The organism is Bacillus sp. BR3(2024) (assembly GCF_039134555.1).
Taxonomy (GTDB): domain Bacteria; phylum Bacillota; class Bacilli; order Bacillales; family Bacillaceae_G; genus Bacillus_A; species Bacillus_A cereus.
The window spans coordinates 1,126,236-1,144,507 of record NZ_CP152433.1; the positions used below are offsets into that span (position 1 = coordinate 1,126,236).

The window sequence follows — 18,272 nt, forward strand, 5'->3', positions numbered from 1 at the left end:
AAGCAAAAATGAACATAATGATTGGTACAAACAGTAGTGAAGTGAGGGGTAGTGAATGTTATATCTACATGATGTATGGGTAAATTGGTTTGAAGGTGAAGAAAATGGGTATAACGTTTGTCATTTTTACGAATGGCGGAAAGATGATACGATTGAGCTATTAGATCAAGTGCCATTATTAAAAGTAGATGCCACATTATATCATTACATCGAGAACGAATTGTTAGAGCTTCCGCAAAAAATGCTGGAAGACGTACATCATAAGGCTTATATTCGTAAAAATCATGAACGTTTGCAGCAAGAGTATTGCTTTGTTGTTACAGATGGAAAAGGAATTATTGCGATTGACACAATTGGTTACAATGTACCAATTCGCAAAAGTAGACTTATACCACGTCAAGAGCAGATGGTATATGAGATGGTAGAAAACGTACAAGCAGAAAAGTATGAGTTCCAAGTAGAAGAAACAGAAAAAGAACATCATATTTTATCACCATCGCCTTTCATTATGAATGGCTTGACTCGTAAAGAAAGACAGCTAAAACAATTATTATTTATGGCGTTAGATCAATTACATACAACGAAAAACACAGCAGAAATTCGCTATTGGTTCACAGAGTGGGATCCATCAGCATATGGAATGGTTCAACATATGGAATTTGAAGATATTTGGGCTAAGCTGTATGATGAAGCGAAAACAGGCTGGTCTGATAAGCACGAACAATTATGCGAGCGTCTCGTAAAAGGACAGCCATTTTTTGAAAAGTTATGGGAAATGGAAAATGAGCAAAAGGTAAATTAAAAAACCGCCAATTGGCGGTTTTTTAATTTTGTAGAAATCTAGTTCCAGCGGCAAGAATGTTCGGTGGCTTCGCGCCTTCACATTCTAAACGAGCCGCCTCCGCTTTATATGTTACCTACGTTTTCTGCTTAGTCCCATTGCGTTTTCTACTTTGCGTAGTTGTTTGAATGCAACGCGGTTTGCTTTTTCTGCACCTTTGTCTAGGATTTCGTCTAGTTCTGGTGAGTTGATTAGTTCGTTATATTTGTCTTGGATTGGACGAATAGCTTCTACGACTACTTGCGCTAGGTCGCCTTTGAAGTCGCCGTATCCTTTTCCTTCGTACATTGCTTCGATTTCTTCAACTGTTTTTCCAGAGAATGAAGAGTAGATTGTTAATAAATTAGAGATACCAGGTTTGTTTTCCTTATCAAATTTCACAATACCTTCAGAGTCAGTTACAGCACTCTTAATTTTCTTTTCAATTGTTTTTGGCTCATCAAGCATACTAATCATTGATTTTGGATTCGGATCAGATTTACTCATTTTTTTCGTAGGCTCTGTTAATGACATAACGCGAGCTCCTACTTTTGGAATGCGAATTTCAGGCATTGTGAAGATTTCGCGGTAACGTTTGTTGAAACGCTCTGCTAAGTCACGTGTTAATTCGATATGTTGCTTTTGGTCATCACCAACCGGCACGATTTCAGTGTTGTAAAGTAAAATATCAGCAGCCATTAATGGTGGATACGTAAGTAATCCAGCTGGAACTGAATCTCTACCAGAAGCTTTATCTTTATATTGCGTCATACGTTCTAATTCTCCAACGTAAGCAACAGATTGCATGATCCATCCTAGTTGAGCGTGTGCTGGTACTTCTGATTGTACAAATAAAGTAGCTTTTTCAGGATCGATGCCGCATGCTACATAAAGTGCAGCAAGACTGCGGATGTTTTTACGAAGCCCGACGGGATCTTGAGGTACTGTAATCGCATGTTGGTTTACAATACAGAAATAACAGTCGTGTTCATTTTGAAGCTCTGTAAACTGCTTCATTGCTCCTAAATAGTTTCCAAGTGTAATCGTTCCACTTGGTTGAATACCAGAAAAGATAACTGACATAAGTAATTCCTCCTAAAATAGAATGCGTGATGTGGGGAAGAGAAGGCAAACAAAAAAGCCCATTCATCCCAAAAACTATAGGGACGAATGGACCGTGGTACCACCCTAATTATTTCACTACTGTGAAATCTCTCTAATCCATAATAACGTTTGGATATAACGCCAAAGCCTACTACTTTCGGTTCGGTTTGGTGCTCAAAAGCCCATTCCATACTGTACAATTACTTGTTCACACCAACCACAAGCTCTCTGAAATTGCCTCAATATGTACTCTTCTTTATCATCGCATACATATAAATTTATTTATTGTTACTTGAGCTCTTTTAATATGAAAGAACTAAAGTTTTATAACAAAATGTTTTGCTGATTATTATATCATATGGGATAGTGTTTGCAAACTACATCAAAATAGTAAAGCTAATGAGGGTCGAGAACAACCCAAGGAAGATACCTGTAATACAAATTGGATATGTCCATTTGAATGAATATGTTTTATAAATACGTTCTTTCTTATCTGTAGGTTCCTCGACTTCTTCAATTAAAGAGTCAATCTTTTTGTTCGTACCAAATACTCTTTGGAATGCGTAAATGGTTACATTGAAAAAACCATTTTGAAATATGTATAAAAAACCGCCGATAAGAATAAAAAACAGTGCAATATAAAACAAAATGTTGACAAAGTTCAACAAAAATTGAGATGAAATGAGGAATGCACCAATACTAGAAGCAATCATCGCTATAAAAATTAGTATACAAGTATGAAAAAAAACTTTATTCAAAATATTCCCCTCCGTCAAAATATTACTAGAATTATTATACTATAAAAGCTATAATAAGTACTAGGATTAATTTTTTGAAAATTATACGCAATTAAAGGTCTGATTTTAAGATGATGGTAGCAATGTTAATGTATCCCTTTACGAAAAATTAAAAATATAAATATTTTATTAAAAATTTTAACAAAAAAACAAAAAACTATATTCACAATTGTTATATTATATGTATAATGAAAATTGTAGAAACTTGGAGATTATTCTTTCAATTCTACTTTTTAACAAGTGAGGGTACAGGAAGTGCAATTAGGGGAGGCAACACAACATGAAGAAAAAGATACCGTTATTACTTGCATCAACTTTAACTGCAAGTATGTTGCTTAGCGCGTGTAGCTACCAAAAAGATGACGCAAAAGCAAAAGGGAAAGAGAACGCTACGAGTAGTAGTAACGGAAAACAGATTCTTAATTTAACAGAGTTATCTGAAATTCCGTCAATGGATGCATCATTGGCATCTGATTCTTCATCTTCTACAGCATTAAATAATACGATGGAAGGTTTATATCGTATTGGCAAAGATCAAAAGAGAATGCCTGGAGTTGCAGAAGATGTCGAAAAGCTAGATGATGGGAAGAAATACATATTTAAATTAAGAAAAGATGCGAAATGGTCGAATGGGGAACCTGTAACAGCTAAAGATTTTGTGTATTCATGGAAAAGAGCAGTAAATCCAGATACAAAAGCAACGTATTCGTACATTATGTTCGATATTAAAAATGCAGAGAAAATTCATAAAAAAGAATTACCTGCTGACCAATTAGGTGTAAAAGCGATTGATGATTATACATTAGAAGTAGAATTAGACAATCCCGTTCCTTACTTTATCGATTTAACAGTTTATCCAGTATTTTACCCACTAAATGAAAACTTTGTAAAAGCACAAGGGGATAAATTTGGTTTAGAGGCAAATACAACATTATATAACGGTCCATTCGTTATGAGTGATTGGAAACATGAACAAAGTTTCCAATTCAAGAAGAATCCTTCATATTGGGATAATAAAACGGTTAAAATCGAAGAAATCAACTTTAATATTGTAAAAAATACAGCAACTGATGTAAATTTATATGAGACAAACGCGATTGATCGAGCGGCTTTAACGTCTGAATTTGTTGATAAGTTTAGAAAAAGCCCAGAGTTCCAAACAAGAAAAGAAGCAGGGGTTGCTTACTTAAGATTTAATCAAAGTAATCAGTACTTAAGTAATAAAAACTTAAGAAAAGCAATTTCAATGTCCTTTGACCGTGATAACATTGCAAAAGTTATTTTAAATAACGGTGCAATTGGAGCTTACGGATTTGTTGGAAAAGATTTCGCTGAAGGTCCGAATAAAAAAGATTTCCGAGCTGAAAATGGAAAGCTAGTTGAAACAAATCCAAAAGAAGCGAAAAAGCTTTGGGAAACAGCGAAGAAAGAGCTTGGAACTGATAAAATCGAACTAGAATTCTTAAACTTTGATAATGAAGATGCTAAAAAAGTTGGGGAATTCTTAAAAGGTGAGATGGAAAAGAACTTACCAGGTTTATCAATTAAAATTAAACAGCAACCATTCGCACAAAAAAATAAATTAGAAGATTCTCAGCAATATGATATTGCGTTTGGTATTTGGGGACCAGATTTCCCAGATCCAATCTCATATTTAGATATGTTTGTTACGAATGGTTCTCAAAATAAAACAGGGTATTCTAATCAGAAATATGATGAGTTAATCCTAAAAGCTAAAACAGATACAAAAGATTTACAAGCTCGCTGGGACAACCTTCTAGAAGTAGAGAAGATGTTAATTAAAGAGGATGCAGTTATCACTCCAATCTTCCAAAAAGGTTCAGCGTATGTAGTAAAAGGTGCCGTAAAAGATATTATCCCAATTAACTATGGTGGTAAATTAACTTACAAATGGGCATCTGTTGAACAAAAATAATCTTTTTTTCCATCGTTTACAAGGGTATATGCCTATGATGGGCATATGCTCTTATTTTAAAAAAATAAAAGTAAGAATATTTTAAACTATCTTATTGCTTTTGAGAAAAACGGGGAGGTGCTTGATATGGGACGTTATGTATTAAAACGTTTCGTGTACATGGCTTTGACATTATTTTTAATTACTACACTGACTTTCTTTTTGATGAAATTACTTCCGGGTTCTCCGCTTAAAAACCAGGAGAAGCTATCACCGGCACAAAAAGAAATCATTCTTGAAAAATACGGATTGAATGATCCGGTACCAGTTCAATACGCACGTTACTTAGGTAACCTAGCAAAAGGTGATTTAGGGGTATCATTCCAATATGATAACCGCCCAGTAACAGACATGATTGTGGATCGTATTGGACCATCAGCCCAATTAGGTTTACAAGCGATTATATTAGGAACATTTATCGGTTTAATTTTAGGTATTGTTGCCGCACTTCGTAATAATACGTGGGTAGATTATAGTGCAACAGTTATTTCGGTACTCGGAATGTCGGTACCATCATTCGTATTCGCCGCATTACTGCAATATTTCGTAGGGGTAAAACTTGGCTGGTTCCCAGTAGCATTCTGGAAAGGACCAGAGTTTACTGTAATGCCTACAATTGCATTATCGATGGGAGTTATCGCAACAATCGCACGTTTCTCTCGTGCAGAATTAATTGAAGTTATGCAAGCCGATTACATTTTAACAGCGAAAGCGAAAGGAATTAGCCAAGGCGTTATTATTGTCAAACATGCACTTCGTAACGCGTTAATTCCAGTTGTAACAATTTTAGGACCAATGGTTGCGGCATTAATTACAGGAACACTTGTTATCGAGCAAATTTATGCTGTACCAGGACTTGGGGAACAATTCGTTAAATCGATTACTTTAAATGACTATACAGTTATTATGGGAACTACGATTTTCTATAGTGCAATCTTCATTTTAGTTATTTTCATTGTCGATATTTTATACGGAATTATTGATCCTCGTATTCGTTTAGCGGGAGGGAAAAAATGATGAAAGATGTACAAAAATTATCTCCAGATTTATTTCAACAAGCCAATCAAAATAATGTTGATAATGAAGTCATTGCCCGTCCAAGTCTAACGTTTTGGCAAGATGTAAGAAGACGTTTATTCCAACATAAAGGTGCGATGCTTGGCCTTGTATTATTAGTTATCATTGCACTATTAGCGATTTTTGGACCGATGGTAAGTAAACACTCGTATAAAGAGCAAGATTTAGGTCGAGCGAAATTACCACCAAAAATTCCAGTTATTGAAAATGTTCATTGGTTACCATTTGACGGTACAGATCAATATGGTGTTGACCAATATGAAAAACGTGATATTAAAGAGTACTTCTGGTTTGGTACAGATGATCTTGGCCGTGACTTATGGACAAGAACATGGGAAGGTACACGCGTATCATTATATATCGCTCTTTTAGCAGCAGCAATTGACTTAGTAATTGGGGTTGCATACGGAGGTATTTCAGCATTCTACGGCGGTAGAGTAGATAACATTATGCAACGTATTATGGAGATTATTAACGGTATTCCATACTTAATCATCGTTATTTTAATGGTAATCATTATGGGATCTGGTATTTGGTCAATTACACTCGCGATGGCGATTACAGGTTGGATAGGGATGTCGCGTATTGTTCGTGGACAAATCTTAAAGTTAAAAAACCAAGAATATGTATTAGCATCTCGTACATTAGGTGCAACAAATACACAATTAATTGTGAAACATTTAATTCCAAACGTAATGGGACCTATTATCGTAATGACAATGTTTACAATTCCATCAGCGGTGTTTGGTGAAGCGTTCTTAAGTTTCATCGGTTTAGGAATTCAGCCGCCATTTGCGTCACTAGGTTCTCTTGTAAATGATGGTTATAAATCTATTCAAACGTATCCGCATATGATGTTCATCCCTGCGGTTGTCATCAGTATATTAATTTTAGCGTTTAACTTAATGGCAGACGGATTACGCGACGCGTTAGATCCAAAAATGCGTAAGTAAAAGAGGGGAGAGGCAAAGATGAAAACATTGTTAGAGGTAAAAGATTTACAAGTCTCCTTTGATACACATGCAGGTGAAGTACAAGCTGTACGCGGCGTTACTTTTGATTTGAAAAAAGGAGAAACATTGGCGATTGTAGGAGAATCTGGTTCAGGGAAATCAGTTACTTCTAAAGCGTTAATGGGATTAATTCCGAATCCTCCTGGACGCATTAAAAATGGTGAAATCGTATTTGAAGGTCGTGACTTAACGAAATTAACAGAAAAAGAAATGCAGCAAGTACGCGGTAAAGATATCGCGATGATTTTCCAAGATCCAATGACATCATTAAACCCAACGATGACAATTGGAAATCAAATTATGGAAGGTCTAATTAAACACCAAGGGATGAGTAAAGCAGATGCACGTAAAGTTGCTTTAGAATTAATTGACCTTGTAGGTATTCCAAATCCAGAAGCTCGTTTAAAACAATATCCTCACCAATTCTCAGGTGGTATGAGACAGCGTGTAGTTATTGCGATGGCGTTAGCTTGTAACCCGAAATTATTAATTGCCGATGAGCCGACAACAGCGCTAGACGTTACGATTCAGGCGCAAATTTTAGAACTTATGAAAGACATTCAGCAAAAAACAGAAGCAGCAATCATTTTCATTACGCATGACTTAGGTGTAGTAGCAAACGTTGCGGACCGAGTGGCAGTTATGTACGCTGGTAAAGTTGTTGAAATTGGAACTGTAGATGAAATTTTCTACAATCCGAAACATCCATATACTTGGGGTTTAATCGCATCTATGCCAAGTTTAGATGGTTCAGAAGAAGAGTTATATGCAATCCCTGGAACGCCTCCAGATTTATTGAAGCCGCCAAAGGGAGATGCTTTTGCACCACGTAACCCGCAGGCACTGAAAATTGATTTTGAAATGGACCCACCTTTATTTAAAGTAAGTGATACGCACTATGCGGCAACTTGGTTACTTCACGAGCAAGCTCCAGAAGTAAAACCGCCAGCAGTCGTTGAAAAACGCATTCTTCAAATGAAAGCAGGTGAACAACATGACTAAACAACGTGAGAAATTAATTGAAGTAAAAAATGTAAAGCAGCACTTCGACGTGAGTGGTGGTGTTGTCAAAGCGGTTAATGATATTTCATTTGATATTTACCGCGGAGAAACATTTGGTCTTGTAGGAGAATCAGGTTGTGGTAAATCGACAACTGGAAGAACGATTATTCGTTTATATGATGCAACTGCTGGTGAAGTATTGTTCGATGGTGAAAACGTACATGGTAAGAAATCACGCGCAGAACTGAAGAAATTCAACCGTAAAATGCAAATGATTTTCCAAGATCCATACGCATCATTAAATCCTCGTATGACAGTAGGGGATATTATCGCAGAAGGTATTGATATTCACGGATTAGCGAAAAGTAAAAAAGAGCGCATGGACCGTGTTCATGAACTATTAAACACAGTTGGTTTAAATAAAGAGCACGCAAACCGTTTCCCACACGAATTCTCAGGTGGACAACGTCAGCGTATCGGTATCGCTCGAGCGCTTGCTGTAGACCCAGAATTTATCATTGCCGATGAGCCGATCTCAGCACTTGACGTATCGATTCAGGCGCAAGTTGTAAACTTACTGAAAAAGTTACAAAAAGAAAAAGGTTTAACATACTTATTCATCGCCCATGATTTATCAATGGTAAAATACATTAGTGATCGTATTGGTGTAATGTACCGTGGCCAAATCGTTGAGTTAACAACAAGTGATGAATTATATGCGAATCCAATTCATCCATATACGAAATCACTATTATCAGCGATTCCACTTCCAGATCCAGATTATGAGCGCAATCGTAAACGTATCGTATATGATCCATCACAGCATAATTATGGTAGTGAGGCACCAACAATGCGTGAAATTCGCCCAGGACATTTCGTACTATGTTCGGAAGCGGAGTACAAGAAATATAAAGAGATTTATCAATAAGAAAAAGAGCCATTCTTCTGTTATGGAAGGATGGCTCTTTTTCTACTATATAAAAGAATTGTATACATTTGTCGGTCAGTCGATATATTTAAAGAATCGCCGATATAAATCTCATGTATCATTAGTGATATCCATATGCAAAATTACTGAACTTGAACAGAAACATTCTCCTCTTGTTCTTCAGGTTTAACAAGTGCATAACGCTCCCATGCTCTACTTTTCCAGCGGAAGAACATAATAATGGCACGTGTCCATTCGTCGATGGCGATTGCTAGCCAAATACCAACGAGCCCCATATCTAAATGAAAGGCGAAAAAGTAACCTAGTGGTAAACTCATTAACACCATAGAGAATGCACCGATTAAAACAGGATATTTTGCATCACCAGCTGCACGAAGCGAATTAATGATGACGATGTTCATCGTACGTCCCGTTTCAAGTAGTACACTTAGTAAAAGAACACTTGCGCCTAACCCGATAATGTACGGATTATCTGTAAACAGTCCCATTAATTGTGTACGGAATGTAATAACGAGAGCGACCATACATAAAGTTACACCAATCGCCCATTTTACACTTTTCCACAAGCGTTCGTATGCTTCATCTTTTTCGCCACCACCAACGAGGCGGCCAATAATAATGGCTGTTCCCATACCAATTGCAATAGCGAATAAATAAGTGAACATAGAAATGTTCGTAGCGTATTGTCTAGCCGCTAACGATTCCGTTCCTAAATATGTTGCATAGTATAAGAAGACAATTTGACAAGCTTGATACATAACTTGCTCAAAAGCAGATGGAATCCCGATTTTTAAAATTTTCCCGATATATTCTTTTGATAAGGTGAAATAATATTGTAATTTTACACGATATTCCATAACGCGGTATAGTAACCAGAAGAAAACAATAAGCGCTATAAGTCGGCTGACAGCAGAAGAAATGGCAGCCCCTTGTACACCGAGCTCAGGGAAACCAAATTTCCCGAAAATGAGTACATAGTTTCCAGCGATATGAATCATATTCATTCCGAGTGAAATAAACATCGCTTGCTTTGTGAAACCGTGTACACGGATAATTGCGGCTAATGAGTTAATAATAGCTTGTAGGAAGATGGCTCCACCGACGATAGATAAGTAGTTTTGCGCATACGTTAGTACATCGCCTTGTAAGTTCATTGCGAGCATCATATGTTTCGAAAATAAAAGAAAACCAGCGCTTATAACGAGCCCAACTATTAAATTTAATGTGACGGCTAATGCTGATATTTTAGATGCTTCCATAAAGCGTTTGGAACCGAGGTATTGAGAAACGACGATAGCTGCGCCGTTCCCGATGACTTCTAGTACCAAAATAGCGATATGGAGGTATTGATTCGCTGCACCAACCCCAGATACAGCATCGTCTGATAATGCACTTAACATGAAAGTATCAGCGATTCCCATTAACATAAAAAGAAAAACTTCTAGAAAAATAGGCCATGTTAATAAGAATAAACTTAATTTCTCAGTAGGCCCGTTTTTTGCCTGAATTGCTGCCATGTCCGTCCCCTCTTTACCGATATCTATTTTTAGCAAAATGTATCGTAACATACTTTCTTAACCTTTGCACTCATTTTAGCCTACATATTTTTATTATGAAGAGAGTGCTATTTTATGATAAAAACAAAAGGATAATTATACATAAAGTATTATGAGATATAAAATTTGTTTTTCTCTGATAATTTAGAAAAATATAAAAAATATTATTTTTAACACTTTAGTAAGAATAATCAGCAATATGAAACGTTTACAAAGATTTATTTTTTAACAGGAAACTTTAATGAAATAGAAATATAAATATACAAAAAATATATTTGTGTGTATAATATGAATTATTAGAACATATATATATTTCTTTCTGTTTGAAAATGAAAGGGCTAACATTTTTATGGAGGGTGGAAGTATGAAAAAAAAGATGCCAGTTTTTGTAGTATCGACAGTAGCAATGAGCATGATGTTAGGGGCATGTAGCTACCAAAAAGATGAACCGCAAGCGAACGCAAAAGGGGATAGCGGGAAAAGCGGTGCGAAGCAAGTTATTAACTTAATTGAAACGCAAGAAATTCCAACGATGGATCCAGCGTTATCAGCTGATGCAGTTTCTTCAAGAGTAATGGGTAATACGATGGAAGGCTTATACAGTTTAGGAAAAGATGATAAGCTAGTTCCTGGTGTAGCGAAGGAATTCCAAAAATCAGAAGATGGTAAAAAATATACATTTAAATTACGTGAAGACGCAAAATGGTCAAATGGTGATCCTGTGACGGCAAAAGATTTCGTATACGCATGGCAAAGAGCGATTAACCCAGATACAGCTGCGAAATCAGCGTACATTATGTATGATATAAAAAATGCAGAGAAAATTAATAAAAAAGAGATGAGTCCGGATCAATTAGGGGTAAAGGCGATTGATGATTATACATTAGAAGTGGAATTAGATAATTCAATTCCATACCTTGTAGATTTAATGGTATATCCAATCTTCTATCCTGTGAATGAAAAGTTTGTGAAAGAGCAAGGTACGAAGTTTGGTTTGGAAGCGAATACAACGCTTTATAACGGACCATTTACATTAAGTGATTGGCAACATGAACGTAGCTTTAAAATGACAAAGAGCGCGTCATATTGGGACAATAAAGAAGTGAAGATTGAAGAAGTAAACTTTAATATTGTAAAAGATACATCTACGCCAATTAACTTATATGAAACAAATGCAATTGATCGAGCGTCGTTATTAGCGGAGTTTATTGATAAATATAAAGGAAAACCAGATTTCCAAACAGTAGAAGATACATCTGTATTCTTCCTTCGTTTAAATCAAAAAGATCCAGCTTTAGCAAATAAAAATATTCGTAAAGCAATTTCACTTGCTTTTGACCGTAAGCCATTCGTGGATACATTATTAAATAACGGTTCTAAGCCAGCAACAGGATTAATTCCTGATAACTTCATTAAAGGACCAGATAAAAAAGATTTCCGTGCTGTAAACGGGGATATTGTAAAACCAAACGTGAAAGAAGCGAAGAAATATTGGGAAGCTGGTAAAAAAGAACTTGGTAAAAATGAAATCGAATTAGAATTATTAAATGAAGATGTAGAGTTATCAAAGAAAACTGGTGAATATTTAAAAGGTGAATTAGAAAAGAATTTACCAGGTTTAACAGTAAAAATTAAACAACAACCATTCGCACAAAAACTAAAATTAGAAGATGCGGGCGATTATGTCATGTCATTCTCTGGATGGAGTGCGGACTTCCCAGATCCAATTACATATCTTGATATGTTTGTAACAGATGGGTCACAAAATAAGATGAAGTACTCTAATCCAAAATACGATGAAATCATTATGAAGGCGAAAAAAGATGGAAGCGATGTAAATGCTCGTTGGAAGAACTTATTAGAAGCAGAAAAAATGTTACTTGATGATGCTGCGATCGTTCCAGTATATCAACGTGGTAGAGCATATTTACAAAGAGATTCAATTAAAAATATGTATAACCATAAATATGGCGGCGATTTAAGCTTTAAATGGGCGTCAGTAGAGAAATAAGAAAAAAAGCAGGTGATCGCCTGCTTTTTTTAATACGTTCGTTTCTTATAAATGCCTTTTCCGCCAACTTGGTTCCAGCCAGATTGTACATCCAAACTTTTGTTAACAAACTTCATTTTTTCTTTTCCACCAAAGAGCTTTTCGCCGATGCTATTTGTAATGACACCAATCAATGCTGTTATTCCGATGATGAGGGCAGCAACCGTAATAAAATCAATAAAAAAAGCAATCATTTGAAAACTCCCCCCTTTGCCTGTCTGTATGTTTATTGTATGAGATAAAAAATGAAAAAGAAAGAAATGTCAGAAAAATATTTAATTTACTTTAGAAATCGTGTAGACAGGAGGGAGGATATTTGTTAAAATAAGAACAAATGTTCCTTTTTATTCTCGTTTGTATAGTCTTACATTTCTTAATTGATTTATCAAGAAAAAGTAAGAAAACGTTCTCTTTTTCATAGGGAAGATTATAGATAAATAACTATATATTATATGAAAAATCTATGAGAAGTGAGTAGTAAAAGGATTAAAAGTTATTGTTAAAGTACAGCTGAAGTGAGCGTAATCATGTTACATAGCAGTGAAATACACGGAAGAGTTTTCTCAACTAGCAGGAAATTTACTGTATATTTCTTGCAAAATCTATTGTATAATGATTATAGAAGTTACTTATTAAAAGTAATTGTTGTTTATTATAAGTTGTTGCTTACATGAAATGCGATTTTTGTACTTTTCAATAAGACAAGTTATCGCGAAAAATTGCTGAAGTTAGAAATTAAAACTGTATTTAGTACAGAATTTGTACTCTTTAAGGAGAGTGAGCTTTGTATGGTAACATTATATAGTTCTCCAAGCTGTACGTCTTGTAGAAAGGCGAAATTATGGCTAGAGGAAAATCATATTCCCTATACAGAACGTAATATCTTCTCAGATCCATTAACGATTGAGGAAATTAAAGAGATTTTACGTATGACAGAAAGCGGAACGGATGAGATTATTTCTACTCGTTCGAAAGTTTTCCAAGAATTGAATGTAAACTTAGAGTCTTTACCACTTCAAGATTTATATAAGATGATTCGTGACTATCCAGGGATTTTACGTCGTCCAATTATGATTGACGAGAAACGCCTTCAAGTTGGTTACAACGAAGACGAAATTCGTCGTTTCTTACCACGTACAGTAAGAACGTTCCAATTACGTGAAGCACAACGTCTTGTAAATTAATTATAATAATATGAAAACCTTCTACCTATTATATAGTAGAAGGTTTTTTTTAATGTTTCACATTGCGTAATCGAACTTGTTGTACGATAAAGCCGATGCATAAAATAGTGAAAATGAACAAATAAGGAATGCTTGTAGTGAAACTTGGATTGTTATGAAAAAAGGTTGCAAGTCTGTCTTCATGTGTAACCATTTTTCCTGCAGTATAGGCAAGAATCGCTGCACCGCAATAAATGAGGAATGGAAATCGTTCCATAAGTATTAAAATAAGTTTGCTGCCCCAAATAATAATCGGGATAGAAATGAGTAAGCCGATTATGACGAGTAAAAATCTCCCGTGAGCTGCACCTGCAATGGCAATAACATTATCAAACCCCATAACGAGATCCGCGAAAACAATTGTCCGCACAGCTTGAAATAAAGTTGTTTTTCCTTGAATAGAAGAAAGATCGTTGCTATTATCGGTTAATAAATTGACTGCAATTAATGTAAGTAAAACCCCGCCAATCAATTGTAGAAATGGAATGTCGAGTAAATAGACAGCTAGTATAGTAAGGATGATTCTTAGTACAATCGCTAAAAGAGTACCGATCAAAATAGCTTTATTTCGTTTCGATTCAGGTAAATTTCGGCTAGCTAGTGCGATGACGATTGCATTGTCACCACCTAATACAACATCGATACCGACAATCATTAGTACGGATGTTAAAAACTCTAAGTCCATTCGTCTGCCTCCATTTATGATGTTTTAATAAGCGAACTATATGTATGTGATGAAGAAAGTTGTTGTTAAATAATCTCTTCTAATAGAAGTTTCACTTTATTACAGTGTACGGGGGAATGTGGAAATGTATGTCCAAATTTTTTGTAAGTAAGAAATCGCTATAATAATATATTTATGTAGTTTATCGAGTAAAGATAGGCATATAACTATTTTTGTAAAATAAATCGATTTTATTTCCATTCTGGAGAATCTTATCATAAAATGAGAGTACAAGAATCTATTGATTTGTCATATGAGTGGGGAATCCCTTCATAACAATTCTAAGCAGGAAGGGAGAGTTGTATTTTGGATATTGAAAGAATTAATGATCATACGATGAAATTTTTTATTACGTACATTGATATAGAGGATAGAGGATTTAATCGTGAAGAAATTTGGTATGATCGCGAACGAAGTGAAGAGCTCTTTTGGGAGATGATGGACGAAGCTCGTGATCATGACGATTTCTTTATTGATGGACCGTTATGGATTCAAGTGCAAGCAGTCGATAAAGGGATTGAAGTACTTGTCACGAAAGCAGAGCTTTCAAAGGACGGACAAAAGCTGGAACTACCGATAGGGGTAGACAAAATTATAGATATTCCTCTAGATGAAGGCATCGAATCATTATTCCAACAAGAATTAGTCGAAGAGGTAGAAGAACAAACAGGAACAAACTTTAATGAAGATGGTACGTTTGGCTTTTTAATTAAATTTAATGATTTTGAAGATGTCATTTCATTAAGTCATCGTCTTATCTTTGAAGATATAAAAGATGAGCTGTATTCATTTGAGGACCGCTATTATGTATATGTGGAATTCGATGAAGTGCTACATGATGAAGAAGAAATCGATCGTATTTTAAGTATTATTTTAGAATATGGAGAAGAATCAACTTTAACAATTCATCGTGTAAGTGAGTATGGAAAACAAATTGTGAAAGAGCATGCGCTTGAAACGATTCGCAATAATTTTCCTGCTAAAACGTAGGCCGATTTCTGTAGTATGAAATCGGCTTTTTATATGAAGAATAGGAAAGCTTTCTTAGTTAGGAGGTAAGAGATGAAAAATACGTTAAAGCTGATTTTCTTTATACTGCTATTGTTCGCATTATTTGTTTCGTTACGTATGTTTATTGATGTAGCATTTTATTCAGATGTGATTGGGATAAAAGATGTTTCGATTTTAGGTATTATTAGTATTTTATTTACAGTATCTGCGTTTTTAATTGGTTGCGTTATTTTCTTAGAAAATCGACATCCATCTAAAACACTTACATGGTTAATTGTTTTAGGAATTTTTCCGGTATTTGGTTTCTTTGCTTATTTATTATTTGGACAAAATTTTCGAAGAAAAAGAATGTTCCAAAAGAAGGCGTTACTTGATGAACAGGCGTTTTTACAATATAAAGGGCATGAAGATTACGAAGAACGAATTTTACGCAATCATAAGCATCAAGAACTGTTATTTCGTTTAGCGGATCGATTAGGAGCTTTAAATATTTCATTTCAAACTGAAACGAGGACATTAACAAATGGAGATGAAACGTTTCGGGCTATTTTAAATGGGTTAAAACGAGCGAAACATCACATTCATATGGAATATTACATTGTGCGTGATGATAAATTAGGAACAGAAATTAAAGATATTTTAATACAAAAATCGAAAGAAGGCGTTGTTGTTCGCTTTTTATATGATGCGGTTGGAAGTTTTAAGTTATCGAAATCGTATATTGAAGAATTAAACGATGCAGGTGTAGAAATGATTCCATTCTTTCCTGTGCGCTTTCCGATTTTAAACGATAAGATTAATTATCGAAATCATAGGAAAATTGTTGTGATTGATGGGAACGAAGGGTTTGTAGGCGGATTAAATATCGGTGATGAGTATTTAGGGAAAAATAAATATTTTGGCTTTTGGCGAGATACGCATTTGTATTTACGTGGTGAAGCGGTTCAAAGTTTACAACTTATTTTCCTTCAAGACTGGTTTTATATGACTGGAGAGGCTGTGCTAGCCCCTGAATATTTACAAGCAAAAGCAGTTGAGGGTGATCATTGGGGAGGAGTGCAGCTAGTTGCAGGTGGCCCCGATAATAAGTGGGAAACGATTAAGCATTTATATTTCGCAATGATCGCTTCTGCTCGGAAATCTATTTGGATTGCAACGCCGTATTTTATTCCGGATGATGATATTTTATCCGCATTAAAGGTTGCTGCACTTGCTGGTATTGATGTTCGTTTATTAATGCCGAGTAAACCGGATAAGCGTACTGTCTTTTACGCATCGAGATCGTACTTCCCAGAGCTTTTAGATGCAGGAGTAAAGATATATGAATACGAAAAAGGTTTTCTTCATAGTAAAATTGTCATCGTTGATTCTGATTTAGCTTCAATTGGGACAGCTAATATGGATATGAGAAGTTTTCATTTGAATTTTGAAGTAAATGCCTTTTTATATGATACAGATAGCATTCGAAAACTTGTTCAAGACTTTAAAGATGATTTAGAAGAATCAAGTGAAATTCATGGTGATCATTTTCATAAAAGACGTCTTCATAGACGAATTGTTGAATCAACGTACCGATTATTATCACCTTTATTATAAAAAGAGATGTCCGAAATTGGGACATCTCTTTTTTAAAAGGAATTTGTAACAAATTGTAGAATATAAGGAGCTGAAAGGGTGTGATTACGATATTTATCGCTAAAAGAGAAAACGGTGAAAAAATTCATTTACTCTATAATTGTAATGAAGAGCTTTTGCGCCGTATGCGTCAACAAGAACGATTCTTTTGTGTAGCTTGCGGAAAGGAAGTGCAAATGAAATTAGGGAAACAAAAAAGTTGGCATTTTGCTCATAAAAAAGTGGATTCATGTCTTGCCTTTTATGAAGCGGAATCAAAGTATCATATGCATGGTAAAGAATTGTTATATAGATGGTTCAAACGTCAAAACTTTCAGGTGGATATAGAGTACTACCTCCCAGAAATTAAGCAACGACCAGATGTTTTTGTAGAGAGGGCGGGTAGAAAAATTGCAATTGAATACCAATGTGCAAACCTCGCTATAGAGCAGCTGTACAAAAGAACATATTCGTATTGGCAAGCTGGTATACAGGTCATTTGGATCGTTGGTGGAAATCAATTGAAAAAGCAATCTGCATATTGGATGAAATTTTCCTCACTTATGGCTTTCTCCTTACAATCTTATCCTCAGCCACTTCTTATTTTCTTCTGTCCGAAACAAAAATCATTTATGAAATGTGCATTTGTCACTCCCTTTTCTACAAATGTTTTTTTCTCACATACTATATATTTACCAACTGATGCGACTACTTTTGAAATGCTTTTTTCTCCTGTTCCTTTCGGGAAAGAAAGATTGGGTGAAGAGTGGAAGAAGAGAAAGAAAAACTTTCGCCAAAATGCCTTACCGATTTGGAATTATAATTATAAGTCATTATTACGCCTCTTATATCAATTTAAATGTACCCCAGCGAGCTTTCCTTCTGAAATTGGTGTTCCACTCCCTTCTGCATTTGCTTTTCAAACAAACCCATTTATATGGCAAGCTTTTCTATATATGAAGTGTATAGGAGAGCTTGCAGTGGGAGAGTGTATTTCTCTTCAATACGTGTGTAGTTATGTAAAAAGGTATACGAAAAGGCGGATACTTCCGTACTTTTCGCAGCACATATGGAAAATGGCAGTTACTGAATATATGACATTTTTATGCTATATAGGTGTTTTACGTAAAGAGGGAACTTATACGTACCGAAAAATAAGGGATGCCGTGATGTTAAAAACAGAGGAGGAAATTATGAAACATGATGAGATTTGCTTAATACATGCGCTATCTTTATTTGAGGCAAATTTTAACATGAGAGGAGGAAAAGCGGATATAATAAAGAATGATTGTGAAGGAATTACATAAGAAAAAAACGAATTGTACTTAAGTAGAGATATTTAAAGGAGGGCTTAAAG

At 35.2% G+C, this 18,272-nt stretch carries 16 protein-coding genes and 1 other annotated feature; of the genes, 11 read left to right on the top strand and 5 right to left on the bottom strand.

Annotated features, from left to right (window positions below; all coding sequences use genetic code 11):
• Nucleotides 1-55 precede the first annotated feature (55 nt).
• Nucleotides 56-802, top strand: a complete 747-nt coding sequence (locus V7S45_RS05830) for a YjbA family protein (RefSeq protein WP_000966127.1) — start codon at nt 56-58, stop codon at nt 800-802.
• Between the two features lie 111 nt (nt 803-913).
• Here the strand turns inward: V7S45_RS05830 and trpS are convergent, their stop codons facing one another.
• The gene (gene trpS / locus V7S45_RS05835) at nt 914-1,903 is read right to left on the bottom strand and encodes a tryptophan--tRNA ligase (RefSeq protein ID WP_000110982.1); all 990 of its coding nucleotides are present in this window, start codon (nt 1,901-1,903) and stop codon (nt 914-916) included.
• A gap of 76 nt (nt 1,904-1,979) precedes the next feature.
• Nucleotides 1,980-2,196, bottom strand: a binding site (T-box leader).
• A 105-nt stretch (nt 2,197-2,301) separates the two neighbouring features.
• The gene (locus V7S45_RS05840; RefSeq protein WP_001044997.1) at nt 2,302-2,682 is read right to left on the bottom strand and encodes a DUF3899 domain-containing protein; all 381 of its coding nucleotides are present in this window, start codon (nt 2,680-2,682) and stop codon (nt 2,302-2,304) included.
• A 319-nt stretch (nt 2,683-3,001) separates the two neighbouring features.
• Between V7S45_RS05840 and V7S45_RS05845 the strand changes: the two genes are divergently transcribed.
• From V7S45_RS05845 to V7S45_RS05865, 5 genes are all read left to right on the top strand, one after another.
• Nucleotides 3,002-4,657, top strand: coding sequence for a peptide ABC transporter substrate-binding protein (locus V7S45_RS05845; RefSeq protein WP_000727217.1), 1,656 nt, complete (start codon nt 3,002-3,004; stop codon nt 4,655-4,657).
• 126 nt (nt 4,658-4,783) lie between these two features.
• Nucleotides 4,784-5,713: an oligopeptide ABC transporter permease gene (gene opp3b, locus V7S45_RS05850; RefSeq protein ID WP_000534167.1), complete on the top strand. Its 930-nt coding sequence runs from the start codon at nt 4,784-4,786 to the stop codon at nt 5,711-5,713.
• Complete coding sequence (gene opp3C, locus V7S45_RS05855) at nt 5,710-6,726, top strand: oligopeptide ABC transporter permease (protein ID WP_000974106.1); 1,017 nt, start codon at nt 5,710-5,712, stop codon at nt 6,724-6,726. Before opp3b ends, opp3C begins: the two co-directional genes overlap by 4 nt.
• An 18-nt stretch (nt 6,727-6,744) precedes the next feature.
• Nucleotides 6,745-7,788 carry an ABC transporter ATP-binding protein gene (locus V7S45_RS05860; protein WP_000854346.1) on the top strand — a complete coding sequence of 348 codons (1,044 nt, stop codon included), beginning with the start codon at nt 6,745-6,747 and terminating at the stop codon, nt 7,786-7,788.
• Nucleotides 7,781-8,716, top strand: a complete 936-nt coding sequence (locus V7S45_RS05865; protein WP_000166348.1) for an ATP-binding cassette domain-containing protein — start codon at nt 7,781-7,783, stop codon at nt 8,714-8,716. The genes V7S45_RS05860 and V7S45_RS05865 overlap by 8 nt, the downstream gene beginning before the upstream one ends.
• Nucleotides 8,717-8,859: 143 nt before the next feature.
• On the opposite strand, the gene V7S45_RS05870 is transcribed toward V7S45_RS05865, so the two are convergent.
• Nucleotides 8,860-10,305 carry an MATE family efflux transporter gene (locus V7S45_RS05870; RefSeq protein WP_002164600.1) on the bottom strand — a complete coding sequence of 482 codons (1,446 nt, stop codon included), beginning with the start codon at nt 10,303-10,305 and terminating at the stop codon, nt 8,860-8,862.
• Nucleotides 10,306-10,657: 352 nt separating this feature from the next.
• On the opposite strand from V7S45_RS05870, the gene V7S45_RS05875 reads away from it, so the two are divergent.
• Nucleotides 10,658-12,304: a peptide ABC transporter substrate-binding protein gene (locus V7S45_RS05875; RefSeq protein WP_000728609.1), complete on the top strand. Its 1,647-nt coding sequence runs from the start codon at nt 10,658-10,660 to the stop codon at nt 12,302-12,304.
• A gap of 29 nt (nt 12,305-12,333) precedes the next feature.
• Here V7S45_RS05875 and V7S45_RS05880 read toward each other — a convergent pair whose 3' ends face one another.
• Nucleotides 12,334-12,537: a hypothetical protein gene (locus tag V7S45_RS05880; RefSeq protein WP_000559971.1), complete on the bottom strand. Its 204-nt coding sequence runs from the start codon at nt 12,535-12,537 to the stop codon at nt 12,334-12,336.
• 594 nt (nt 12,538-13,131) lie between these two features.
• On the opposite strand from V7S45_RS05880, the gene spx reads away from it, so the two are divergent.
• Nucleotides 13,132-13,527, top strand: a complete 396-nt coding sequence (gene spx, locus V7S45_RS05885) for a transcriptional regulator Spx (protein ID WP_000258267.1) — start codon at nt 13,132-13,134, stop codon at nt 13,525-13,527.
• Between the two features lie 49 nt (nt 13,528-13,576).
• Here spx and V7S45_RS05890 read toward each other — a convergent pair whose 3' ends face one another.
• Nucleotides 13,577-14,251, bottom strand: a complete 675-nt coding sequence (locus V7S45_RS05890; RefSeq protein WP_000362607.1) for a TerC family protein — start codon at nt 14,249-14,251, stop codon at nt 13,577-13,579.
• Between the two features lie 345 nt (nt 14,252-14,596).
• Between V7S45_RS05890 and mecA the strand changes: the two genes are divergently transcribed.
• From mecA to V7S45_RS05905, 3 genes are all read left to right on the top strand, one after another.
• On the top strand, nt 14,597-15,280 hold the full coding sequence (gene mecA, locus V7S45_RS05895; protein ID WP_000350713.1) for an adaptor protein MecA: 684 nt from the start codon (nt 14,597-14,599) through the stop codon (nt 15,278-15,280).
• Nucleotides 15,281-15,352: 72 nt separating this feature from the next.
• Nucleotides 15,353-16,897: a cardiolipin synthase gene (locus tag V7S45_RS05900; RefSeq protein WP_000799194.1), complete on the top strand. Its 1,545-nt coding sequence runs from the start codon at nt 15,353-15,355 to the stop codon at nt 16,895-16,897.
• 80 nt (nt 16,898-16,977) lie between these two features.
• Nucleotides 16,978-18,222 (top strand): competence protein CoiA family protein, encoded by a 1,245-nt coding sequence (locus tag V7S45_RS05905; RefSeq protein ID WP_071740680.1) that lies wholly within the window; start codon nt 16,978-16,980, stop codon nt 18,220-18,222.
• Nucleotides 18,223-18,272 lie beyond the last annotated feature (50 nt).

Bases quoted from the DNA above. Each gene is read 5' to 3' on its own strand.
- V7S45_RS05830 (WP_000966127.1), top strand. From the start codon at position 56: ATGTTATATCTACATGATGTATGGGTAAATTGGTTTGAAGGTGAAGAA.
- trpS (WP_000110982.1), bottom strand. From the start codon at position 1,903: ATGTCAGTTATCTTTTCTGGTATTCAACCAAGTGGAACGATTACACTT.
- V7S45_RS05845 (WP_000727217.1), top strand. From the start codon at position 3,002: ATGAAGAAAAAGATACCGTTATTACTTGCATCAACTTTAACTGCAAGT.
- opp3b (WP_000534167.1), top strand. From the start codon at position 4,784: ATGGGACGTTATGTATTAAAACGTTTCGTGTACATGGCTTTGACATTA.
- opp3C (WP_000974106.1), top strand. From the start codon at position 5,710: ATGATGAAAGATGTACAAAAATTATCTCCAGATTTATTTCAACAAGCC.
- V7S45_RS05860 (WP_000854346.1), top strand. From the start codon at position 6,745: ATGAAAACATTGTTAGAGGTAAAAGATTTACAAGTCTCCTTTGATACA.
- V7S45_RS05865 (WP_000166348.1), top strand. From the start codon at position 7,781: ATGACTAAACAACGTGAGAAATTAATTGAAGTAAAAAATGTAAAGCAG.
- V7S45_RS05870 (WP_002164600.1), bottom strand. From the start codon at position 10,305: ATGTTACGATACATTTTGCTAAAAATAGATATCGGTAAAGAGGGGACG.
- V7S45_RS05875 (WP_000728609.1), top strand. From the start codon at position 10,658: ATGAAAAAAAAGATGCCAGTTTTTGTAGTATCGACAGTAGCAATGAGC.
- V7S45_RS05880 (WP_000559971.1), bottom strand. From the start codon at position 12,537: ATGATTGCTTTTTTTATTGATTTTATTACGGTTGCTGCCCTCATCATC.
- spx (WP_000258267.1), top strand. From the start codon at position 13,132: ATGGTAACATTATATAGTTCTCCAAGCTGTACGTCTTGTAGAAAGGCG.
- V7S45_RS05890 (WP_000362607.1), bottom strand. From the start codon at position 14,251: ATGGACTTAGAGTTTTTAACATCCGTACTAATGATTGTCGGTATCGAT.
- V7S45_RS05900 (WP_000799194.1), top strand. From the start codon at position 15,353: ATGAAAAATACGTTAAAGCTGATTTTCTTTATACTGCTATTGTTCGCA.